At 48.9% G+C, this 17666-nt stretch carries 18 protein-coding genes; 8 read left to right on the top strand and 10 right to left on the bottom strand.

Features of this window, described 5'->3' with window-relative positions; all coding sequences use genetic code 11:
- Positions 1 to 21: 21 nt before the first annotated feature.
- A complete protein-coding gene (locus EA392_05290) occupies positions 22 to 750 on the top strand; it encodes a glycosyltransferase family 2 protein (GenBank protein ID TVR39851.1) in 729 nt (242 codons plus the stop codon).
- Here the strand turns inward: EA392_05290 and EA392_05285 are convergent.
- Genes EA392_05285 through EA392_05255 form a run of 7 tightly spaced genes read right to left on the bottom strand, consistent with a single transcriptional unit; the run spans position 747 to position 9142 of the window.
- Positions 747 to 3872, bottom strand: a complete 3126-nt coding sequence (locus EA392_05285; protein TVR39850.1) for a hypothetical protein — start codon at positions 3870 to 3872, stop codon at positions 747 to 749. The genes EA392_05290 and EA392_05285 overlap by 4 nt on opposite strands.
- Before the next feature lie 29 nt (positions 3873 to 3901).
- A complete protein-coding gene (locus EA392_05280) occupies positions 3902 to 5056 on the bottom strand; it encodes a dTDP-4-amino-4,6-dideoxygalactose transaminase (GenBank protein ID TVR39849.1) in 1155 nt (384 codons plus the stop codon).
- A 37-nt stretch (positions 5057 to 5093) separates the two neighbouring features.
- Positions 5094 to 5399, bottom strand: a complete 306-nt coding sequence (locus EA392_05275) for a hypothetical protein (GenBank protein ID TVR39848.1) — start codon at positions 5397 to 5399, stop codon at positions 5094 to 5096.
- 41 nt (positions 5400 to 5440) lie between these two features.
- Positions 5441 to 5812 carry a hypothetical protein gene (locus EA392_05270; GenBank protein ID TVR39847.1) on the bottom strand — a complete coding sequence of 124 codons (372 nt, stop codon included), beginning with the start codon at positions 5810 to 5812 and terminating at the stop codon, positions 5441 to 5443.
- A complete protein-coding gene (locus tag EA392_05265; protein TVR39846.1) occupies positions 5812 to 6855 on the bottom strand; it encodes a hypothetical protein in 1044 nt (347 codons plus the stop codon). The genes EA392_05270 and EA392_05265 overlap by 1 nt, the downstream gene beginning before the upstream one ends.
- Before the next feature lie 56 nt (positions 6856 to 6911).
- Positions 6912 to 7865, bottom strand: a complete 954-nt coding sequence (locus EA392_05260) for a glycosyltransferase (GenBank protein TVR39845.1) — start codon at positions 7863 to 7865, stop codon at positions 6912 to 6914.
- An 11-nt stretch (positions 7866 to 7876) separates the two neighbouring features.
- The gene (locus tag EA392_05255) at positions 7877 to 9142 is read right to left on the bottom strand and encodes an ATP-grasp domain-containing protein (GenBank protein ID TVR39844.1); all 1266 of its coding nucleotides are present in this window, start codon (positions 9140 to 9142) and stop codon (positions 7877 to 7879) included.
- Positions 9143 to 9224: 82 nt separating this feature from the next.
- Here EA392_05255 and EA392_05250 point away from each other — a divergent pair, with 82 nt between their 5' ends.
- The 4 genes from EA392_05250 to EA392_05235 all read left to right on the top strand — a co-directional run bounded on the left by EA392_05250 (position 9225) and on the right by EA392_05235 (position 12497).
- On the top strand, positions 9225 to 9686 hold the full coding sequence (locus EA392_05250; GenBank protein ID TVR39890.1) for a DUF3299 domain-containing protein: 462 nt from the start codon (positions 9225 to 9227) through the stop codon (positions 9684 to 9686).
- 82 nt (positions 9687 to 9768) lie between these two features.
- Positions 9769 to 10746, top strand: coding sequence for a Na/Pi cotransporter family protein (locus tag EA392_05245; protein ID TVR39843.1), 978 nt, complete (start codon positions 9769 to 9771; stop codon positions 10744 to 10746).
- Positions 10747 to 10778: 32 nt separating this feature from the next.
- On the top strand, positions 10779 to 12044 hold the full coding sequence (locus EA392_05240; GenBank protein ID TVR39842.1) for a divalent metal cation transporter: 1266 nt from the start codon (positions 10779 to 10781) through the stop codon (positions 12042 to 12044).
- Positions 12045 to 12050: 6 nt separating this feature from the next.
- Positions 12051 to 12497: a hypothetical protein gene (locus EA392_05235; protein ID TVR39841.1), complete on the top strand. Its 447-nt coding sequence runs from the start codon at positions 12051 to 12053 to the stop codon at positions 12495 to 12497.
- On the opposite strand, the gene EA392_05230 is transcribed toward EA392_05235, so the two are convergent.
- From EA392_05230 to EA392_05220, 3 genes are all read right to left on the bottom strand, one after another.
- Positions 12490 to 12903 (bottom strand): hypothetical protein, encoded by a 414-nt coding sequence (locus tag EA392_05230; protein ID TVR39840.1) that lies wholly within the window; start codon positions 12901 to 12903, stop codon positions 12490 to 12492. The genes EA392_05235 and EA392_05230 overlap by 8 nt on opposite strands.
- 95 nt (positions 12904 to 12998) lie before the next feature.
- Positions 12999 to 14618, bottom strand: coding sequence for a phospholipid carrier-dependent glycosyltransferase (locus tag EA392_05225; GenBank protein TVR39839.1), 1620 nt, complete (start codon positions 14616 to 14618; stop codon positions 12999 to 13001).
- A gap of 66 nt (positions 14619 to 14684) precedes the next feature.
- Positions 14685 to 15125 carry a hypothetical protein gene (locus EA392_05220; GenBank protein TVR39838.1) on the bottom strand — a complete coding sequence of 147 codons (441 nt, stop codon included), beginning with the start codon at positions 15123 to 15125 and terminating at the stop codon, positions 14685 to 14687.
- A 77-nt stretch (positions 15126 to 15202) separates the two neighbouring features.
- Between EA392_05220 and EA392_05215 the strand changes: the two genes are divergently transcribed.
- From EA392_05215 to EA392_05205, 3 genes are read left to right on the top strand one after another with little or no spacing between them, the layout of a single operon-like run.
- A complete protein-coding gene (locus EA392_05215; GenBank protein ID TVR39837.1) occupies positions 15203 to 15571 on the top strand; it encodes a hypothetical protein in 369 nt (122 codons plus the stop codon).
- Between the two features lie 10 nt (positions 15572 to 15581).
- Complete coding sequence (locus EA392_05210) at positions 15582 to 16058, top strand: hypothetical protein (GenBank protein ID TVR39836.1); 477 nt, start codon at positions 15582 to 15584, stop codon at positions 16056 to 16058.
- A 46-nt stretch (positions 16059 to 16104) separates the two neighbouring features.
- Complete coding sequence (locus EA392_05205; protein TVR39835.1) at positions 16105 to 17649, top strand: serine hydrolase; 1545 nt, start codon at positions 16105 to 16107, stop codon at positions 17647 to 17649.
- The last annotated feature ends 17 nt before the right edge of the window (positions 17650 to 17666 follow it).

Below are 17666 nucleotides of genomic sequence, written 5' to 3'. Positions count from 1 at the left end.
CTCAGATAAACCCATGTACAAGTGAGTGAACCGCGCAAACTTTCTATTGTTATTCCGGCCTACAACGAGGCGCGAACCATTCACCTCATCCTGGACAAAGTGCGTGCAGTTGAACTACCTGGCGGACTGCAAAAGGAAGTTATCATCGTAAATGATTGCTCCTCCGACGATACAGCTGGTGCCATACAGCGCTACGCGGTAAAGTACCCGGATATGGGCATTGCCTACAAGGCTCATGAGGTAAATCAAGGAAAAGGCGCCGCCTTGCACACGGGCATTGCAGAAGCTACGGGTGACTTCATCATCATTCAGGATGCCGATTTGGAGTATGACCCTAATGAGTACAAATTATTGCTTCGACCTATGCTGGAAGGGCATGCCGATGTTGTTTACGGAAGTCGGTTTATGGGAGGAAACCCACATCGCATTCTCTTTTTCTGGCACACGATCGGAAACAAGTTTTTGACTTTTCTTTCCAATGCGTTTACCAATCTGAACCTGACAGACATGGAAACGTGTTATAAACTCTTTCGGAGGGAAACAATTCAATCGCTCACCCTGCGTGAAAAACGGTTCGGATTTGAGCCGGAAGTTACTGCCAAAGTTTCGCGAATTCCGGGTATCCGTATTTATGAGGTGGGCATTTCCTACTACGGCCGAACCTACGAGGAGGGCAAAAAAATAGGTTGGAAAGACGGTGTCCGGGCCATATACTGCATCCTGAAATACGGCATGCTGCGAATAAACTAATCAGTATTAGCGAAGGAGCCTACGTAGTTATCTTTCGTTCCAGTAACAAAGTACATAGCGACGGCGCCTTTGTTTTTCACTTCAATTTCGCCGCGATACTCTGTACTGAAGGTGTCTTTAATCAATTCGCGTGTGGTTGAGGATACATTGATTTTTCCTTCTACGCTGGCACCTTCAATACGCGCAGCCAAATTTACAGTATCACCCCAGATATCGTAGGCAAACTTTTTCTTTCCAACAATACCGGCTACTACCGGGCCACTATGAATACCTGCCCGCAAATGCCAGGGAGGTTTTCCCTCGCGCTGACGACGATTGTTAAACTCCTCCATAAATCCAATCATCTCGAGCGCCACATGCACAGCATTTACCGCATGATTTACATCGTGATCGCGCAGTCCGGCAGCACACATATAGGCATCACCAATGGTTTTAATTTTCTCCAGACCGTAGCGACCCACGATTTCATCAAAAGCGCGGAAACATTCGTCGAGTGTTGCAACCAGTTCTGAGGAACTCAGCTTTTCGGCCAATTGGGTGAAGCCCTTGAAGTCGGTAAACATCACTGACACGTTCCGAAACTGGCGTGCATCGGCGTATCCTTTTTCGCGAAGCTCCCGGGCGGCATCGGCAGGTAAAATATTCAGCAACAACTCATCACTTTTTTTAACCTCTTCCTGCAGCTGCGCAGTACGAAGCTCCACTTCCCGCTCAAGCCGCATCTGCTCTGCTTTCAGGCTGCGCACCCTCCACCGCACAATCGAAACCACTGTTAAAATCACCGCCAATGCCACCGAAAGAATAAACCACCAGGCAAAATAAAACGGTGCACGCACCTCAAAACTGAAACTGGCTGGGTCTTGATTCCACTGCCCCAAATGGTTGCGCGCCATCACCTGAAATTTGTAACGCCCGGGGGGTAGGCTGGTGTAGGTAACCGATGTTCGGGAAGTAATAGGCGACCAGTCATCCAGACCTTCCAATCGGTACTGATACCGCACGGCAGAGGGGTTGGCTAGGTTGGTTCCCAGAAAGTGAAAAGTAAGGTGGTTTTGATGATGCGGAACCGACAAGTTGATGGGCAGCCGGGTACGCGGATTGATAAGGTCTGAAAAACCATCCCATTGGGTTTGGTCGTCAAAAAAGAGATCAATGCTGCGGATTACAATTGTTGGAGGTTCAGCAATATGTTGCTTCCGATCGCCCCGATAGGATGTTAGTCCGTTTAAGGTACCAAACCAGAGTGTGTTTGCGCTATCCTTGTATCCGGCTCGCAGGTTGGTGTGCATGTGACGCAATCCGTCTTTGAAGGTGTAATGGCGAACAGATTCAACCAACTCGTTACCAGCAGTGAGGATGATTTCACCCATACCGTTGAGCCCACCTACCCAAAGGTTCTCGTCCTTATCAAATAATAACTGATGCAGCCGGTTGGAAAACAAACCATTGTCTTCGTGCAGCCAACTTACCCTTCCTTTTGAAATCCGGAAAAGACCTTTGTTGAGCGAAGTAACCCACACCTGCCTGAAGGAGTCCATGGCAATATCTGTAAAGACAGCATCCTTGAGTTGGTTGGCCTCCACCGGAATGAAGGTCTGCTCTTCCCAGTTGCTACGCCAAAAACCTACCTGATTGTCGGTGATGGCCCAAATAACCGAATCGCGGAGCATCACAAAACGCTGAATCACATCGGGTGTCTCAAACGCCGCCACAACCTGAAAACCTTCGATTGTATTTGGATTAGCGCTGCGACTCAAAATCATATTATGGTATGAAATGTAGAGCTTGTCGTTAAAAATGCGGCAATCGTAAAACAGCGAATTGGCAAGTGTATCGGACAAAGACCAACTGCGTACTTCATTGTTCTGTATTACCGAAATACCCTCATTGTGCACCACCCAGTGGCTACCTTTAAACGGCGGACTGATGCTCCGCACCGAGTATGCACCGTTGTGCAGCATTTCAACCCGGCCATCACAGATTTGAGCCACCCCGTTTTCAAACAGTCCTGCATAAAGACACCCGTTGTCGGACTCCATCACAGAAGAAAAAGAGAACTTCTGGAAAGGATCTATGGTGTAATGCTCAAAGTGGGTATGTGTAAGTTGGCTGACACCTCCGAGGTAGGTTGCAAACCAGATACTTCCAGAGGGATCCCGATAAATGGAGCGGATGCGATTGTCTGGCAAACCATTGGCAATCGTGTACACTTCCTGTTCAAACTTCTCTCCATTTTGCCTTAGGCGTACTACTCCGTTATAGGTTCCAATCCAAAGCGTTCCATCCACATCTTCGCATACACTGCGGATCCGTTTGGACGGAAAATCATCACTGCGTCCGATGGGCTCGCAAGTATCACCACAAACGTGCATCAAACCGGCGGAGGTTCCTACCCAAACCCCTCCTCTGCCCGATTTGGTAATTGACACAATTCTTTGAGAAGGCAGCTTGTCTGAACCAGAGAAGCGGGCCACCTGATTATCCGTTACGAAAGCCAAACCGTAATCTGTACCCACCCAGAGGGTGTCCTGCGAGAAAGTAAGTGCGCGAATATCAAGATGTGGTAAAGATCTGTTCCACGCGGGTAAATAGGCTGAATCTCCCCTTACTTCGGCTACACCGGTGGCGGTTCCAACAAAGATGCGACCTTCCGACGCCTTACACATCGCCCGGATATCGCCAAAGTGAAAGTCGTTAACTGATCGAAGAGACTGCCATGTACCAGAATATCTGAAAAGTCCCTCCTGCGAAGATGCCACCCAAATATCGCCGTTGTCATCGCACAGAATGGCCCTTATCGTACTAGCTGAAAGCCCTGTACGGTGGTCGTACTGCCTAAAGCGGTGGCCGTCGTAGTTTGCGACTCCGCCCCCATCTGTGGCAATCCAAAGCAAGCCATCCTTACCCATTGCAAAGTCAAAAGCCCCTGTAGCAGGTAACCCTTCTTCCAGCCCGAAATTCTGAAAATTGAGCAACTGCGAGAATCCCCCGGGCGATGCCATGAGCAGGAAAGCAAGAACCAGGTACCGTAGTGTCATACCTCGCGTTGGATAATTTACAAATGGTTTAGCGCCTTCGCAATCAGAAACCGTGCAAGAATGAATATGTAGCTGTTTCGGCATCAATTTTTAATGATTTTTGATGCCGTGGCTCATGGTCTGAATGTACAAACCGAATCAATGACCCGATCCGGGTTTAAGCCATAAAACAACGGCAAACGCACCAGGCAGTCTGCGTAACGCTCCGCCATCGGAAGATTGCGGCCGTCGTGTTTATCAGCGTAATAAGGGCTTTGGTGCAACGGCAAATAATGGAATACAGCACCGATATTGGCCTTTTTCAGGTGAGCAATCAATGAGCTGCGCAGCGCAGCATCTTCCGCCACGAGATAAAACAAATGACCATTATTGGTTGCGTAATCTGGAATAACAGGCACGCGAAATCCGTGTTGGCAGGCCCACCCCTTGAGACCAGTTTCATACAGGTTCCAAACACGTACCCGCTCTTGCTGAATCTTTTGCATATTCTCGAGCTGTGCCCACAGAAAAGCGGCAACCACTTCACTCGGAAGAAAAGATGAGCCCACATCAATCCAACCGTATTTGTCAATTTCGCCGCGAAAAAATGCTGAACGATTGGTTCCTTTTTCCCAGATGATTTCCGCGCGACTATGCCATTGGGGATGATTTACTGCCAACATGCCCCCCTCGCCCGAAATGATGTTTTTGGTTTCGTGGAAAGAAAACGCAGCGGCATGACCCAGGGTGCCCAAAGGGCGCTTCGCTCCATCTTTCGAACTATAGTAACTGTCAATAGCTTGCGCCGCATCTTCAATGACAAAAAGCCTGTACTTTTCTGCAAGTTGCATAATTGCATCCATATCGCAGGAAACACCGGCATAATGCACGGGTACAATGGCCTTGGTTCGTGGTGTAATCAGCTCTTCCAGTAATTCCTCGCTCATCCCCGGATGATCTTTCCTGCTATCGGCAAAAACAATGGTAGCACCGCGAAGCACAAAGGCATTGGCCGTGCTTACAAATGTGTAGGCAGGCATGATGACCTCATCGCCCGGGCCAATTTCGCAGAGCAAAGCAGCCATTTCCAGCGCATCGGTGCAGGAAGTAGTCAGCAAAGATTTACCAAAACCGAATTGCTGCTCAAAAAACTGCTGGCAAAGTTTTGTGTACTTGCCATTTCCTGAGATATGGCCCGAGGCAACGGCATCCTCAATATAGGTGGTCTCCCGTCCTGTGAGGTGCGGCCGATTAAACGGTATACGCGGTGGTGTTTGGTCTTGATTCATCGTGTTGCACAAACTTACTATTTGTTTTCAAGCAGCATCATAACCATCCGTCTGCCGGCGCATTAAACACAGCCAAACCCATCATGATTACCACAATCCCCCAGATTTTCCGCGCATCAATGGCCTCACCCAACACCCATGACGAAAAAAGGGCCACAAATCCAAAGTTAAGCGCGGTGAGTGTGTAAAAAACGGTAAAATCAAGATACTGAAGAACATACACCGAAAGAAGAAAACTTCCTCCAAAACACGTCGCGCTGAACACAAACTGCGGATGAAAAATTCTACGTAGGAACGGGAGGTTTCGGTGGGCTGAAAAAAGCTTGAGCGACACCTGTCCCATCCCGGTAAGAACGGCTGTACCAACGGCAAGCAAATAGTATATCATGGCCGCGTTTCCTGTTTGTTTTGCGAGCCGGAGATGATGGCCACCCCCACCACGATAATGAGCGAACCAAGGAGTCGCTGAATGGTAACTTCCTCCTGAAAAAGGACATACCCAACAGCCAGTGACATCACATAGGCCAGACTGATAAAAGGATATAAAAACGATAGCTGGTAATGTCTTCCGGCCCATATCCAAAACACAAAGCGCGACGCGTAAATCAATGCAAACAATGCTACACAAATAGCTACAATGTGCCAACGTTCAAGATTCAAAGCGAAATACTTTCCGACGATGGCACCCGACATATTGAGCAAAATGGCCACCAGGACGGTGAGCAAAAGCTTTGAGCTCAACTGGCGCAACCTCATCATAAAATACTTGTATTATCCATCTGCTGAAACTTCATTCCGGCCTGGAACAGGCCTGATTGGGCCAGCTCTTCATCGGAAATGGGCAAAGCAGTGTGCGGTTCTTTGGGAAATCCCTCTTTACTTGCCGGTTGAAGCTGTGTTAGACAAACAGAATTTCCATCACCACATCCTACCCAAATGCCTTGCCGTGTAGTCTCAATGATTTGCCCGACCTCAGTGCCATCTGCAGGCTTCACAGGGTATGCAGCGCGACGAACAATAAATTCTCTGTCATTGAGTCGCACCAGGGGGCCGTTGTATTTATATGACTCCTGGGTACATGACAGAATAAAACGACGAATGTGTTCTGCGGCGTCTTTCCAGTGAATGCTGAGAAACTCACGACTTGCCCACAGCCAAGGCTTACAAAGGTGCCTGGATGTTTTTTTCGCCGGTTGCGGAACAGATTGAACGCAAGCCGGCGCGGCTTTCTGTATCCGCGGCATAAGCTCTACCACGTATTGCGCCGAGACATCAGCAACTTTGGCTGCCAAAGTTTGAGGGCAATCGGTTGGATCAATGTGAACAGCGCGCTGGCCAATAATGTTACCGGAGTCAAAACGGGCATCCATATAGTGTACGGTACAACCTGACTTTGGTACCCCGTGCAAAACCTGCCAGCGATGGACGTCGGTACCGGGGTAATCGGGCAGCAAGGACGGATGCACATTGATGCAACCCAGCTTCGGAATGGCAAGGGTTTCAACCGAAATCAGATTCGGCCATCCACCCGCTACAAGCAATAAGTCGGGTGCGCAGTGCGCCAGCCAGGTGCGGTCGTCAATGCCATTGAGCGAATCTCTGGTTGATACAGAAATGCCGTTTTGCCGTGCCAGAAGATCAATACTCTCCAAAAACTTTACCGGCTCAATCTTTTGTTTAATACAACGCTCGAGATACTCTGTCTTGAAATGAAGTCGCCGTTCAGCATCGTCCAATTCGGGTTGAGCTCCGGAGCTGTGAAGCACCACAGCAACGGGCTCTATACCATTTGCGAGCATGGCCTCCAAAATGGCGTATCCTCCACGGTTAAACTGGCGTGAAACAAGAACTACCCTCAATGCGATTCTTCTTTTGGCGTTTTCGTTGCACCCGACTCCTTACGGATGGTGTAGCGGGGTGTTGATGTTGAAATATGCATGATTCTCAGCACGTACTCTCCAATAATGGCAAAGGCAAAAAAGTTAAAACCCGATACGGATACAAGTACCAGCATCAAGGAGGTCCAACCGGTGGTTTCAACTCCAATAATGAAATACCGCAGCAGGAAATACAGCCCAAGCAGAATGCTGAGCAAGATACCCACGCCGCCGATAAACGCCAGTACCCTCAGCGGCAGCATGGAGTAACCGATAAAGTTGTTCATTGTAAGTCTGAAAATGCTCGAAAACGAATAGGTGCTTTTTCCCTCAGCGCGCTCTGCATGCTGAAATTCTACATTTTCAATCCGCCGTGTCACGGAAAATATCATGGGTCCCAATGAAGGATAGGGTCTGTTGATGCGCACAAGTTGATCACATACCGCACGGGTCATGAATCGAAATGAAGTAAAACGGAGATGAACGTCTTTTTGAAGGAACATGGCGTTCATGCGATTCACAGCAGAACTTCCCAATCTGCGAAAAAAATTATGCTTCTTTTCGATGGGTTTTGCAAGTACCACGTCGAGGTGGTCATTGTCCAGCAGGTGTTGCAAAAGCCGTGGAATTTCTTCGGGCGGATGCTGTAAATCGTCATCCATGGTGACCACCCGATCGCCGGTTGATTGAGCAATACCGCAAAGAGTAGCGTTGCCCTGACCTGAATTACGCATCAATTGAATACCCCGCAATCGCTGATCTGATTGACTCAATTGTTTGATGACCCCCCATGTATTGCCGGGGCCGCAATCATCCACCATGATGATTTCGTAATCGGGAAAGTGATTGTTGAGCACTTGCGTCAATCGCCGGTGCAACTCAGGAAGGATAGTTTCTGAGCCATAAACCGGTATCACAACTGACAGTTTCATTATTAGGCGTTTTAGTCAGGGGTAACACCGTGTGCGATGATGCCATTGACCTTGTCGAGCAAATGTACATATTCCGCCAAAGTGGAAGTGCGTACCAAAGCATGCCCGAAACGACAACTTCCTTGCGTAAAAACAGGCAGCTCTTCGCCAGGCTCCTGGTCGAAAACACATTCTACAGCATGGGATGCTACGCATTCAAGGAGAGCATCTTTCATCTCCTGTGTAAATATCTGTTGTTGTAAACTTCCAAAAATCAAGCTCCCCACAAAACCTTTGCTAGCAGATCGGTCAGGCACTTCAAGTTCGCTTTCGGTGGCCATGCGTACAACGTAATCGTAAGGATTGAATCCAAAGGCCTCTGCCATTACACGCGGCAAAAGGTTTCCGCCCAATCTGAAACCCATGTCTATAATAACAGGCTCTGTTCCGGCTTTGAGCATAATATCGAGATTTACCGGCGACTGCTCAACACCAAGATGCGCAGCAATAGCACTAACCTGATTTGAAACATGTTGAAGTTGTTCTGGATTGAGCGGGCCCGGTACGCAATGCCCAACAGGAGCATGATGCGCATTGGTGAACTTGTGTGTGCTTTCAAGAAACTCAACTTTACCGTTGATAATCATGGCTTCACATCCTACCTCCTGGTAGCCTTCAAGAAATTGCTGAAAAACATAGCCCTTTCGGCCGGACGATTGTTCATAGGCCGCGCTATGCTTAGCCTCCAGGTCCTGATATTGGTTGACACGCGCAACACCCCTGCTGCCTGACGCGAAGAATGGTTTCACGATGGCCGGATATCCCACGGATTCGAAATGCGAGGCCGGCGGCAGTGATTTGGTTGCAACTTCCACGCAGTCAGGCGCAGGCAGACCCAAACTTTGTTGCAATTGATGGAAACGCCCTTTGTCGCTCACCGCTTCCACCTGCTCGGGTCGAATACCCGGAAGGTTCAGCGATTTGTTTAAAACAGACGCGGCGTGAATACCTAAATCTGAAGCAGCAGACAACACAGCCACGGGATTGTTTTCCTTCGCGATTTGGAGAAGGGCTGCATCATCGAGAATACTGATCAGGTGCGGTTCATCGGCTTCCCGCAAACCGGGATCATCGGGAAGATTGCTGCATACCAACGTCCGAAAACCGCGCCTTTTGGCCGCTTGAATCAAGGGAACAATAAAAGGCGAAGCTCCGAGAATAATGACTGTTAGAGACAAGCTTTGGGATTGGTGCGGCCAAGGTAAGAAAAAGCACTGTTGGGAATGTCGGGCTGTAATCGGGAAAAACGCACCCTAATCGTTTGTACATTTGTGGTTCGAAAATTGCCTGATGGCAACCAAAAAAGAATACCTGCATTGTATGAAAACCGTTTTTCAACACCTTCTCCTTGTTCCCGTGTTATTTGTGGCCCTGTTTACACAGCCCGGTAAATTGTCTGCTCAAGTGGCCGAACTGACATGGAATACGCTGGCCGACGTTTCATTTAAGGATGTTTACCTGGAGGAGTACGATCTGTACTACTATTATCCCACTTTTGGCCCCAAGGTGCTGGACATGGAAGGGAGAATGGTAAAGATTTCAGGCTATGTAATTCCGGTTGACTACGATGACGACTATTATGTACTTTCTGCATTTCCCTTTGCAGCTTGCTTTTTTTGCGGGGGTGCGGGGCCCGAATCGGTGGTTGATTTGCAATTGAAAGCAGGACACAGACGCTTCAAAACCGATGAGCGCTTGACGTTTAAAGGGGTGTTTCGCACCAACACCACCGACATCTATCAGCTCAATTACATACTTGAAGACGCTGAAGTTTTCAGGTAGTATTTCCCTAAACTCATGAATTTGCTGCCTGAAATGCGGCAGTTTGCATAGTTTTGGTGGCTGGCACCGCACTCGTTCACCCATGGATACGTTTAATACTGTCATAGCCATTCTGGCCACCATTTCGCTGTTTCTCTTCAGCCTGAAAGGTTTTTCGAAAGAGCTACAGAAACTTGGCGCGGAAAATCTTCAGCGATGGCTTACCAAGGTGACCTCCAACCGTTTTTCTGCATTTCTTTTGGGTGCCGTCGTTACTGCGATCATCCAATCGAGCAGTGTAGTGTCGTCAATCACTGTTGCCCTCGTTGATGCAGGTGTGATTGGGTTTTTCAACAGTCTGGGCGTGCTGCTTGGTGCTAAGGTGGGAACCTCTTTTACCGCCTGGTTGGTGGCGTTTGAGCTGAGTTTTTTGGGTAGCTGGCTGCTTGTGGCAGGCATGATTATTACACTTGTTCCGATGCGTATTAAGCTGGTAGGGAAATCGGTTTTCTATCTAGGTTTTATTTTGTTTAGCCTCGAGTTGATTAAAAACGGGTTGGCGCCATTGAGCGAATCGCCCGAAATTTTGTTGTGGCTGAAACAAGCCGACAAACTCGCGCTTGGACTCCTGATTGGTGCCGTGGTTACGGCCATGATGCAATCAAGTTCAGTTACGATTGGTTTGGCCATTATTCTGGCCGGCCAGGGATTGTTGGGGCTCCCGGGCGCCATTGCGATTGTGGTGGGATCAAATCTCGGAACCACCAGCACTGCATTGCTGGCGTCCATTTCACTTTCGTCGTGGGCCAAAAAAGCGGCTTTTGCCAACCTGCTGCTCAACTTGCTGGGGTTGATTCTTTTTGTTCCGTTTCTTCCAGTGTTTGTTCAGTTCATTCAAAACCTGCAGCTTGAAATCACCTACCAGGTGGCGGTTGCCCACCTCTTGTTCAACCTGATTCTGGCTGTAGTGGGTTTAATATTCCTGCGTCAGTTCAGCAGGTTGTCACTGTACCTATCGAGCAAGCTTATTGGCAGAAAAGAAACCAGCGGTTATTCTGTGGAAGCCAAAAATTCGTTTTAGTTTAGCGCAGATTGCCTTGAAACCATCTTAAGGTGAAACTGTACACTGTTCTCCGTACACTTGGCCCCGGAATTCTTTTTGCCTCAACGGCCATTGGGGTGTCGCACCTTGTGCAAAGTACCCGCGCAGGTGCTGACTACGGCTTTACACTGCTGTGGGCCGTTGTAGCTGCCAATGTGCTGAAATTTCCCTTTTTTGAGTTTGGCTCCCGCTACGCAAGCGCAACCGGAGAGAGTCTGATTGACGGTTACAAGCGCATCGGCAAAGGAATGCTTTGGCTCTATTTAGCCGTTACCATTGGCTCCATGTTTTTTGTTGCAGCCGCTGTAAGTGCAGTTGGAGCCGGTTTTTTTGACCACCTCTTTGGGCTGAGCGATTGGTGGAAAGGATTTCCTCTCTACCCTGTTGCCTTGCTTATTGCGCTTTGCCTATTCATCCTGATTTGGGGTCAGTACAAAATGCTGGATAAGACCATCAAGATTGTGGGCAGCATGATGGTCATTACCACGCTCGTTGCCTTTGTGCTGGTCTTGAAAAACGGCCGCGCCACCCCTGTCATTGATTTTCAGGCATCTTCGGTTTGGGAACCCGCCGGCATTGCTTTTCTGATTGCCTTGATGGGATGGATGCCAACGGCGGTTGACCTCTCAACATGGAACAGCCTTTGGACACTGGAGCGCATCCGAAGCAGCGGTTTCAAGCCCTCATTGCGAGCCACATTACTCGAGTTTCACATCGGATACTGGCTTTCAGCCATCCTTGCGGTGTGTTTTCTTACGCTGGGCGCCTACCTTGTGTTTGGCACCGGTAAGGAAATGCCAGAGGGTTCCGCAGCGTTTTCAAAGCGCGTCATTGAACTTTACACCGCAGCGATGGGTGGATGGAGTTATTACCTCATTGCCACTGCAGCATTTTCTATCATGTTCGGAACTGTGATTGGCGTGCTTGATGGCTTTGCCCGTGCCCTTGAACGAACCTTATGGCTTTTAGCAGATTCTCCTGAGCTTCAAAACCGAATGCACAAAGGACGAAAGGTATATGTGATTGGATTGCTCACCATCGCCCTGGGGGCATTTGGGGTCATTGCCTGGTTTGGTAATCAGCTTAAAGCACTGGTAGATGTGGCCACTACGCTTTCCTTTCTGGTTGCACCCCTCATTGCAATCGTAAATCTGCGGCTGGTGACCCGTGCAGATTTTCCCTACGAAGCCCGGCCGGGATTAACCATGCGCCTGCTGAGTTATGCCGGAATAGCTTTTTTAACGGGTTTCAGCCTGCTTTACCTTTGGAATTTGTAGCCTCAAATGTTACATTTGTACAACACTCTTCAAAACCAACCCATGAAGCCTATTGCCGCCGCCGTTATCCTCCTTCTGACAGTTTCCTTGTCTTATGCACAGCAAAGCCAACACAAAGCCCAAATTCTGGATCTATGCTTAAACGCTGAATACTGGAAGCCTGCTACTGATCTTTCTTCGGAAGCAAGCACCGAACCATGGGTGCTGGCCGCGTATGGTGATGTGAAGCTCACCGGTGATTATACCAATCACTCCACATTCAGGGTTGAAAACAGAGATGCCTTGGTAAGTGCCGGTAACGACCGATTTTTTGATGTGCGCGTTCTCGACATTCGGGATAATGAGGCCATCGTTCAGATGGTGTATTTGGTGAAAGGTGCCGTTTTGGATGCTCAATTGTACCGCGAAAACAACGAGTGGAAAATGCGCGAATCGTCCGTGGTAATTAACTAGGCTGGTTTTTGGCCAGATAAGCCGCAATCTTATTTTTCAACCATTCCCTGGCTTCTTTTTCCGTGCGGAAAAGCCGTGTTGGCACTTTTGGCCTGTTGATTTTGATGAATGAGTTGGCCAGAATACGAACTGGAAGTGATCGACCCACCATCGCATAAGCAATGTGATGCTTCATAAGTTCATTCTTCGCTGAATACTTGCGGGCCTCAACCGTAGAGGAAACGTCGCGCGAAACATCCACAAGGTGTGCGTGCATTTCACCGCCAGACATCTCAAGCGCTTCAAGTTGAATATTGCGAACCATCTCTGCAGTAAGCTGAACATCGCGACTGACATGTACAATAGCAATCCGATTCTCGTATTGCACCGTGGCAAAACCCAAGTCTCGATTTCCGGGGGCATTCATGATAAAATCACCAAAGTTGACAGAGTGGTTAACAGCCTAGGCAACACAAAAATAGAAAAGAATCGAAACCACCAACCAATCTGCAAAAAATTCTCCTACTTCTTCACCACGACGAAGTACCCGGGTTGGTCAAGACGGTCGGTAAAAACAGGATAAAATGCTGAAAACTCAACATTGGGCAGCTCTTTCTCAAAATGCAACTTACCATCCTCGTTGAGGATGATGGCGATGTGCTCATTTTCATGATAATGGCGCACAAGTGTTTCCGGATCGTAGGCTTCAAAAACGGTTTGAAAAGATTCGGTCAGATAAAAGGGTAAACTGGGTGGATGCGACCAATTGTTGGCAATCACCACAGGGGCTTCAGCAGGAAGCTGCTCACTGAGGTAATTCGCAATTCGCATTGAGCTGTTTTTCAAATCATCGGAAATGGGAAGTAGCAAACCCCAAACCAGCAGCGCAAACACCATGGGCACCTTTAAAAACCATGCGAAAAAAGTTGGCCTATTCAGGTGTGTCAAGCTGTAAATGTGTAGTACCGCAATGAATAAAATCACTGCTAAAAAGACCATTTTGGTTCCCGCCGATAAATCCAGATAGAACGGCAAAACGGCAAGGGCTACAAGCACCACAAACTGCAACAGGTAATGCATTACCCACCAAGGTGTTCCGGGTTTGGAAGCCGAATCTTTGTGGTTGAGCAAGGCTCCGGCCAGCATAAAAGACAACGGAATATGCGCGGCAACCACATAAGCCGGAAGCTTACTGGGAGTAAACTCAAACAGCAACCAACCCGCAATAAACCAGAGGGAAATGAGCAATTCATTGTTCCATGTGCGGAGATACAGCGATCGGAAACCACGCACCAATGCCCGGGGCAAAAACAATACAAACGGAAGGAAGAACAACACCATGCCCAGGAAATGCGTTCCGGGAGGGCCTGTTTGCCCAAACACGCTGCCGCCAATTCGTTTTAGAATGTACCAGTCGAGCATCCACTGAATAAATTCCCTTCCTTCCTCGCTTTGGTAACACAACCAGCCCCAGCCAAAAAGCGGAAGAATGGTAACGGGCAGAAAAAACCAGGGATGGAGCCGCAACAAGTTCAATCGCTGAGGGGATGCCACCAACAGTAATACACCGAAAACGCCCGCGAAGAGTATGACCGGAGGGCCTTTGGTGAGCATGGCCATCGCCACAGCAAACCAGAACAGCGCCACCCACTTAAAAGAGCCCTCACGGAGCACAAATACCATGGAAAACGCGCTCAAAGTGGTAAAAAACAGCAACACGGCATCTGTAACCGCCACCTTGGCCAGCGCCATCAGTAAAAAGCTTGAACCCGCAATACAAACGGCGGTGAGGGCATGCCTCGCTCCAACCAACCTGCCTCCGAATACATACATCATCAGTAGCGTACCCCAAATAGCAAGCGACGACGGAATTCTCAGCGCAAACTCATGAACACCAAAAATCTTAAACGAAACCGCTACCAACCAAAAATGCAGCGGGGGCTTGCGGTGCACATCCGACCACATAAATTCTGGAATCAGCCAGTTACCTGTTTCTAACATGGTGCGGCCAAAGCCCGCGTAGGCAGCTTCGTCCTGATCCCACAAGCTTACTGCATGATTTCCCGTGAGTATGACCACCCCGAAGAACGACAACACCCAAAAAGCCCTGTTGGCGAGTAGATTCAATACAAATGAAGGCATCGGTTGCGAGTTGGATTCATCTCACAAATATAGGACTTGCCTTGAGCCGAGCTGGTCAGCTCTGCTCTACTCCGAAATGTAGAACTTCGCGATACGTCTCTTCGGGCCCGGACAAAATGTAGAGTGGCAGTCCATACATTGATCAATAACAGCGTTGAAATGCTTCACTCCCAGCGAATCGGCTGCTTCCATTTCGCGCACTGCACCAATAAATGCCTCTGAAAACCCCTGAAATACGGGGCCTGAACTTGCGGGGTCGGTAGGGATGGCTGTGTGCAGTTCCTGAACTCTTTTCCAAAGAGGATGGGTCTCGCCGGCCATCACTGCCTCACGTATAGCTTCGGTTTCATCGGTGAGCTGGCGCATCAAAAGGGCCAGTTCACTGTCTTCGGCCATTTTGAACTTAGCGGTTTTCTCAGTTTCTGTTTGTTGTGATTGCTCTTCGCAGGCCTGAAAAAGCACAAAACCTGCCAACGCAAACCCCAGGATGCAAATTGATTTTTTCATGCGCCGAAGATACAGAAATCACCTGTGCGATTTTGCAGGAGTCCGAGGTACATTTGCCACAATACAATCAGCACGTCATGAAAGGAATCTACACCATTGTTATGCTCATTTTCTCCAACGCATTTATGACCATGGCCTGGTACGGTCATCTCAAGTTCAAAAGCCTGAAGGGGCTGGAAAGTCTGGGGTTACTGGCCATTATTCTTGTTAGTTGGGGTATAGCCCTTTTTGAGTACAGCTTGCTCATCCCTGCCAATCGCATAGGCTATCAAGGCAACGGAGGGCCCTTTTCGCTGCTTCAACTCAAAGTCATTCAAGAGGTCATCACACTGATTGTGTTTGTATTGTTCTCTCTGCTTTTCTTCAAAAATGAGGTACTGCGGCCCAATCATTTAATCGGTTTGTTCTTCCTCGTTTTGGCGGTGTATTTTATCTTTAGCGACTAAACTTTTGAAAATGGAAGGAAAAAGCTCTTATTTTCAATCACTTCGCATCATTCATGGAGTCCTGCTAATGGGCACCATTTTGTTTCTTGCCTTGGTGCGCTTTGTGTTTCTTCACCCATCTGAAATTGATGCGGCCAGCGTGGATGACCCGCTTCTTTTTGCGCTACCTGTTGGCCTGCTGGCTTTCGGAGTCCTTGGTGGTTGGTGGTATTTCAACAATATACTGAAAGTTGCCAGGCAGGCACCCAATCTCACGCAGAAACTTACGCATTATCAGTCCGGATTGATTGTTCGATGGGCAAGTCTTGAAGGAGCCATATTGTTCGCAACCATCTGGTTCATGATTTATGCGGACAAATCATTTATGGCCATCGCCCTCGTGGGAATGGCACTGCTTGCATTTGCACGTCCGCGCCCCGAAGCAGCAGCACGAGATCTTCAACTGAGCGACGAGGACAAACAAACCATCAGTGAGCACGGGTTTTGATGCCGTTGCTTGCCTTTTCATTCACCCCTAAACTCAATCAAACCCTATGACCCTTCGCATTCACATCACATTAGTTTTCACGCTGTTTATTGGCAATGCGCTCATTGGTCAGCAAAAAGACTACGCGAAACTGGAAAAGCGCATCGACTCGCTCCGCACGGTATGGAACGTACCAGGGCTTTCGGTGGCCATTGTGCAAGACGGTGATGTGGTTTTTAACCGCGGATTTGGTGTACTCGAAAAAGGAAAAAGCAACACCACAGATGGGCAATCGCTCTATGCCATCGCTTCCATTTCGAAGGCTTTTACCGGGGCCGCGCTTGCAATATTGGTGGATGAAGGGAAAATTTCATGGGACGATAAAGTAGTCACCCACCTACCATGGTTCAAGTTATACGACCCCTGGGTAACACAACAAATGACCATCAAGGATTTGCTCACGCATCGCAGCGGACTCGGAACATTCAGCGGAGATTTGCTGTGGCACGCATCTACACTCAGCATGGAGGAAGTGGTGCGCGGAGCGCGATACCTGGAGCCGAAGTTTGAGTTCAGGGATGGTTACGGATACCAAAACATTATGTACGTAGCCGCGGGCTTGGTGCTGGAAAAAGTAAGCGGGGAAGGCTGGGCTGACTTCGTGCGGTCGCGCATCCTGGAGCCCATCGGCATGAAGCGCACCCTCACCAGCGTATCACAAATACCGGCATTCGGCAACGTGGCCATACCCCACTCCGGCCAACCTGGAGAAAACATCCCCATTCCCTACATCAACTGGGACAATATGGCTCCGGCCGGGGCACTTGTTTCGTGCACCGAGGATCTTTGCAGTTGGATGACCCTGCAGCTAAACCGCGGAAAATGGAACGGCAAAACCATCTTTACAGAAGACAGGTGGCGCGAAATGTGGACCAATTTCAACCCTCAACCTATCAGCGCTTTCGCGGAGCGCACCTACCCCGGTCAAACCTTTTCAGGGTACGGTCTCGGTTGGAGTTTGAAAACCTACCGAGGCGAAAAAATTGTGAGCCACGGCGGTGGATACGACGCCATGATTTCGAACCTCACCATGATTCCCGGAAAAAATGCCGGGTTTGTGATTCTCTCGAACAACGTTACCATCCTTCCACATGTACTGCACCTCACTTTGATGGATTTCGTGATTGGAACCAACGATGACGAAACCAATTGGAGTGAACTGTTCATGAGCTACAGCCAAAACAAACAGAAACAAGAAAATGCGCGGGTTCAAAACCTGATGGAACTGCGCAGCGATTCGCCCAACCACAGCTTGCCACTTGCTGATTACGCCGGCACTTACGGCGGACCGATGTATGGAAATACCAAAGTGTGGCTGGAAAACGATACGCTTCGGTTTCAAATGGTGCCCACGCCGCTGTTTCACGGATGGCTTGAGCCCATGAATCACGATACTTTTATTCTTCACTGGAGCGAAGTGCACATGCTGCCCATCGGAACCGCGCAGTTTATCGTAGACGGCCACGGTCGGACGGAAGAGCTGCGCATGGATGTTCCAAATGATGACTTCTGGTTTGATGAACTGGAAATGAAACGCATCGACAATGATTAGACCAACCTACCACTAAT

It is taken from the genome of Cryomorphaceae bacterium (genome assembly GCA_007695365.1).
Taxonomy (GTDB): Bacteria; Bacteroidota; Bacteroidia; order Flavobacteriales_D; family SKUL01; genus SKUL01.
Note: the sequence above shows the minus strand (reverse complement) of the source record. Positions and strands in the feature narration are given on the sequence as shown.

What these genes read in the sequence shown, in the direction of transcription:
- EA392_05285 (TVR39850.1), bottom strand. Translation starts at nt 3,872, where the DNA reads ATGCCGAAACAGCTACATATTCATTCTTGCACGGTTTCTGATTGCGAA.
- EA392_05205 (TVR39835.1), top strand. Translation starts at nt 16,105, where the DNA reads ATGACCCTTCGCATTCACATCACATTAGTTTTCACGCTGTTTATTGGC.
- EA392_05245 (TVR39843.1), top strand. Translation starts at nt 9,769, where the DNA reads ATGGATACGTTTAATACTGTCATAGCCATTCTGGCCACCATTTCGCTG.
- EA392_05230 (TVR39840.1), bottom strand. Translation starts at nt 12,903, where the DNA reads ATGAATGCCCCCGGAAATCGAGACTTGGGTTTTGCCACGGTGCAATAC.
- EA392_05215 (TVR39837.1), top strand. Translation starts at nt 15,203, where the DNA reads ATGAAAGGAATCTACACCATTGTTATGCTCATTTTCTCCAACGCATTT.
- EA392_05280 (TVR39849.1), bottom strand. Translation starts at nt 5,056, where the DNA reads ATGAATCAAGACCAAACACCACCGCGTATACCGTTTAATCGGCCGCAC.
- EA392_05235 (TVR39841.1), top strand. Translation starts at nt 12,051, where the DNA reads ATGTTACATTTGTACAACACTCTTCAAAACCAACCCATGAAGCCTATT.
- EA392_05270 (TVR39847.1), bottom strand. Translation starts at nt 5,812, where the DNA reads ATGAGGTTGCGCCAGTTGAGCTCAAAGCTTTTGCTCACCGTCCTGGTG.
- EA392_05265 (TVR39846.1), bottom strand. Translation starts at nt 6,855, where the DNA reads ATGCTCGCAAATGGTATAGAGCCCGTTGCTGTGGTGCTTCACAGCTCC.
- EA392_05210 (TVR39836.1), top strand. Translation starts at nt 15,582, where the DNA reads ATGGAAGGAAAAAGCTCTTATTTTCAATCACTTCGCATCATTCATGGA.
- EA392_05250 (TVR39890.1), top strand. Translation starts at nt 9,225, where the DNA reads ATGAAAACCGTTTTTCAACACCTTCTCCTTGTTCCCGTGTTATTTGTG.
- EA392_05275 (TVR39848.1), bottom strand. Translation starts at nt 5,399, where the DNA reads ATGGGACAGGTGTCGCTCAAGCTTTTTTCAGCCCACCGAAACCTCCCG.
- EA392_05225 (TVR39839.1), bottom strand. Translation starts at nt 14,618, where the DNA reads ATGCCTTCATTTGTATTGAATCTACTCGCCAACAGGGCTTTTTGGGTG.
- EA392_05260 (TVR39845.1), bottom strand. Translation starts at nt 7,865, where the DNA reads ATGAAACTGTCAGTTGTGATACCGGTTTATGGCTCAGAAACTATCCTT.
- EA392_05220 (TVR39838.1), bottom strand. Translation starts at nt 15,125, where the DNA reads ATGAAAAAATCAATTTGCATCCTGGGGTTTGCGTTGGCAGGTTTTGTG.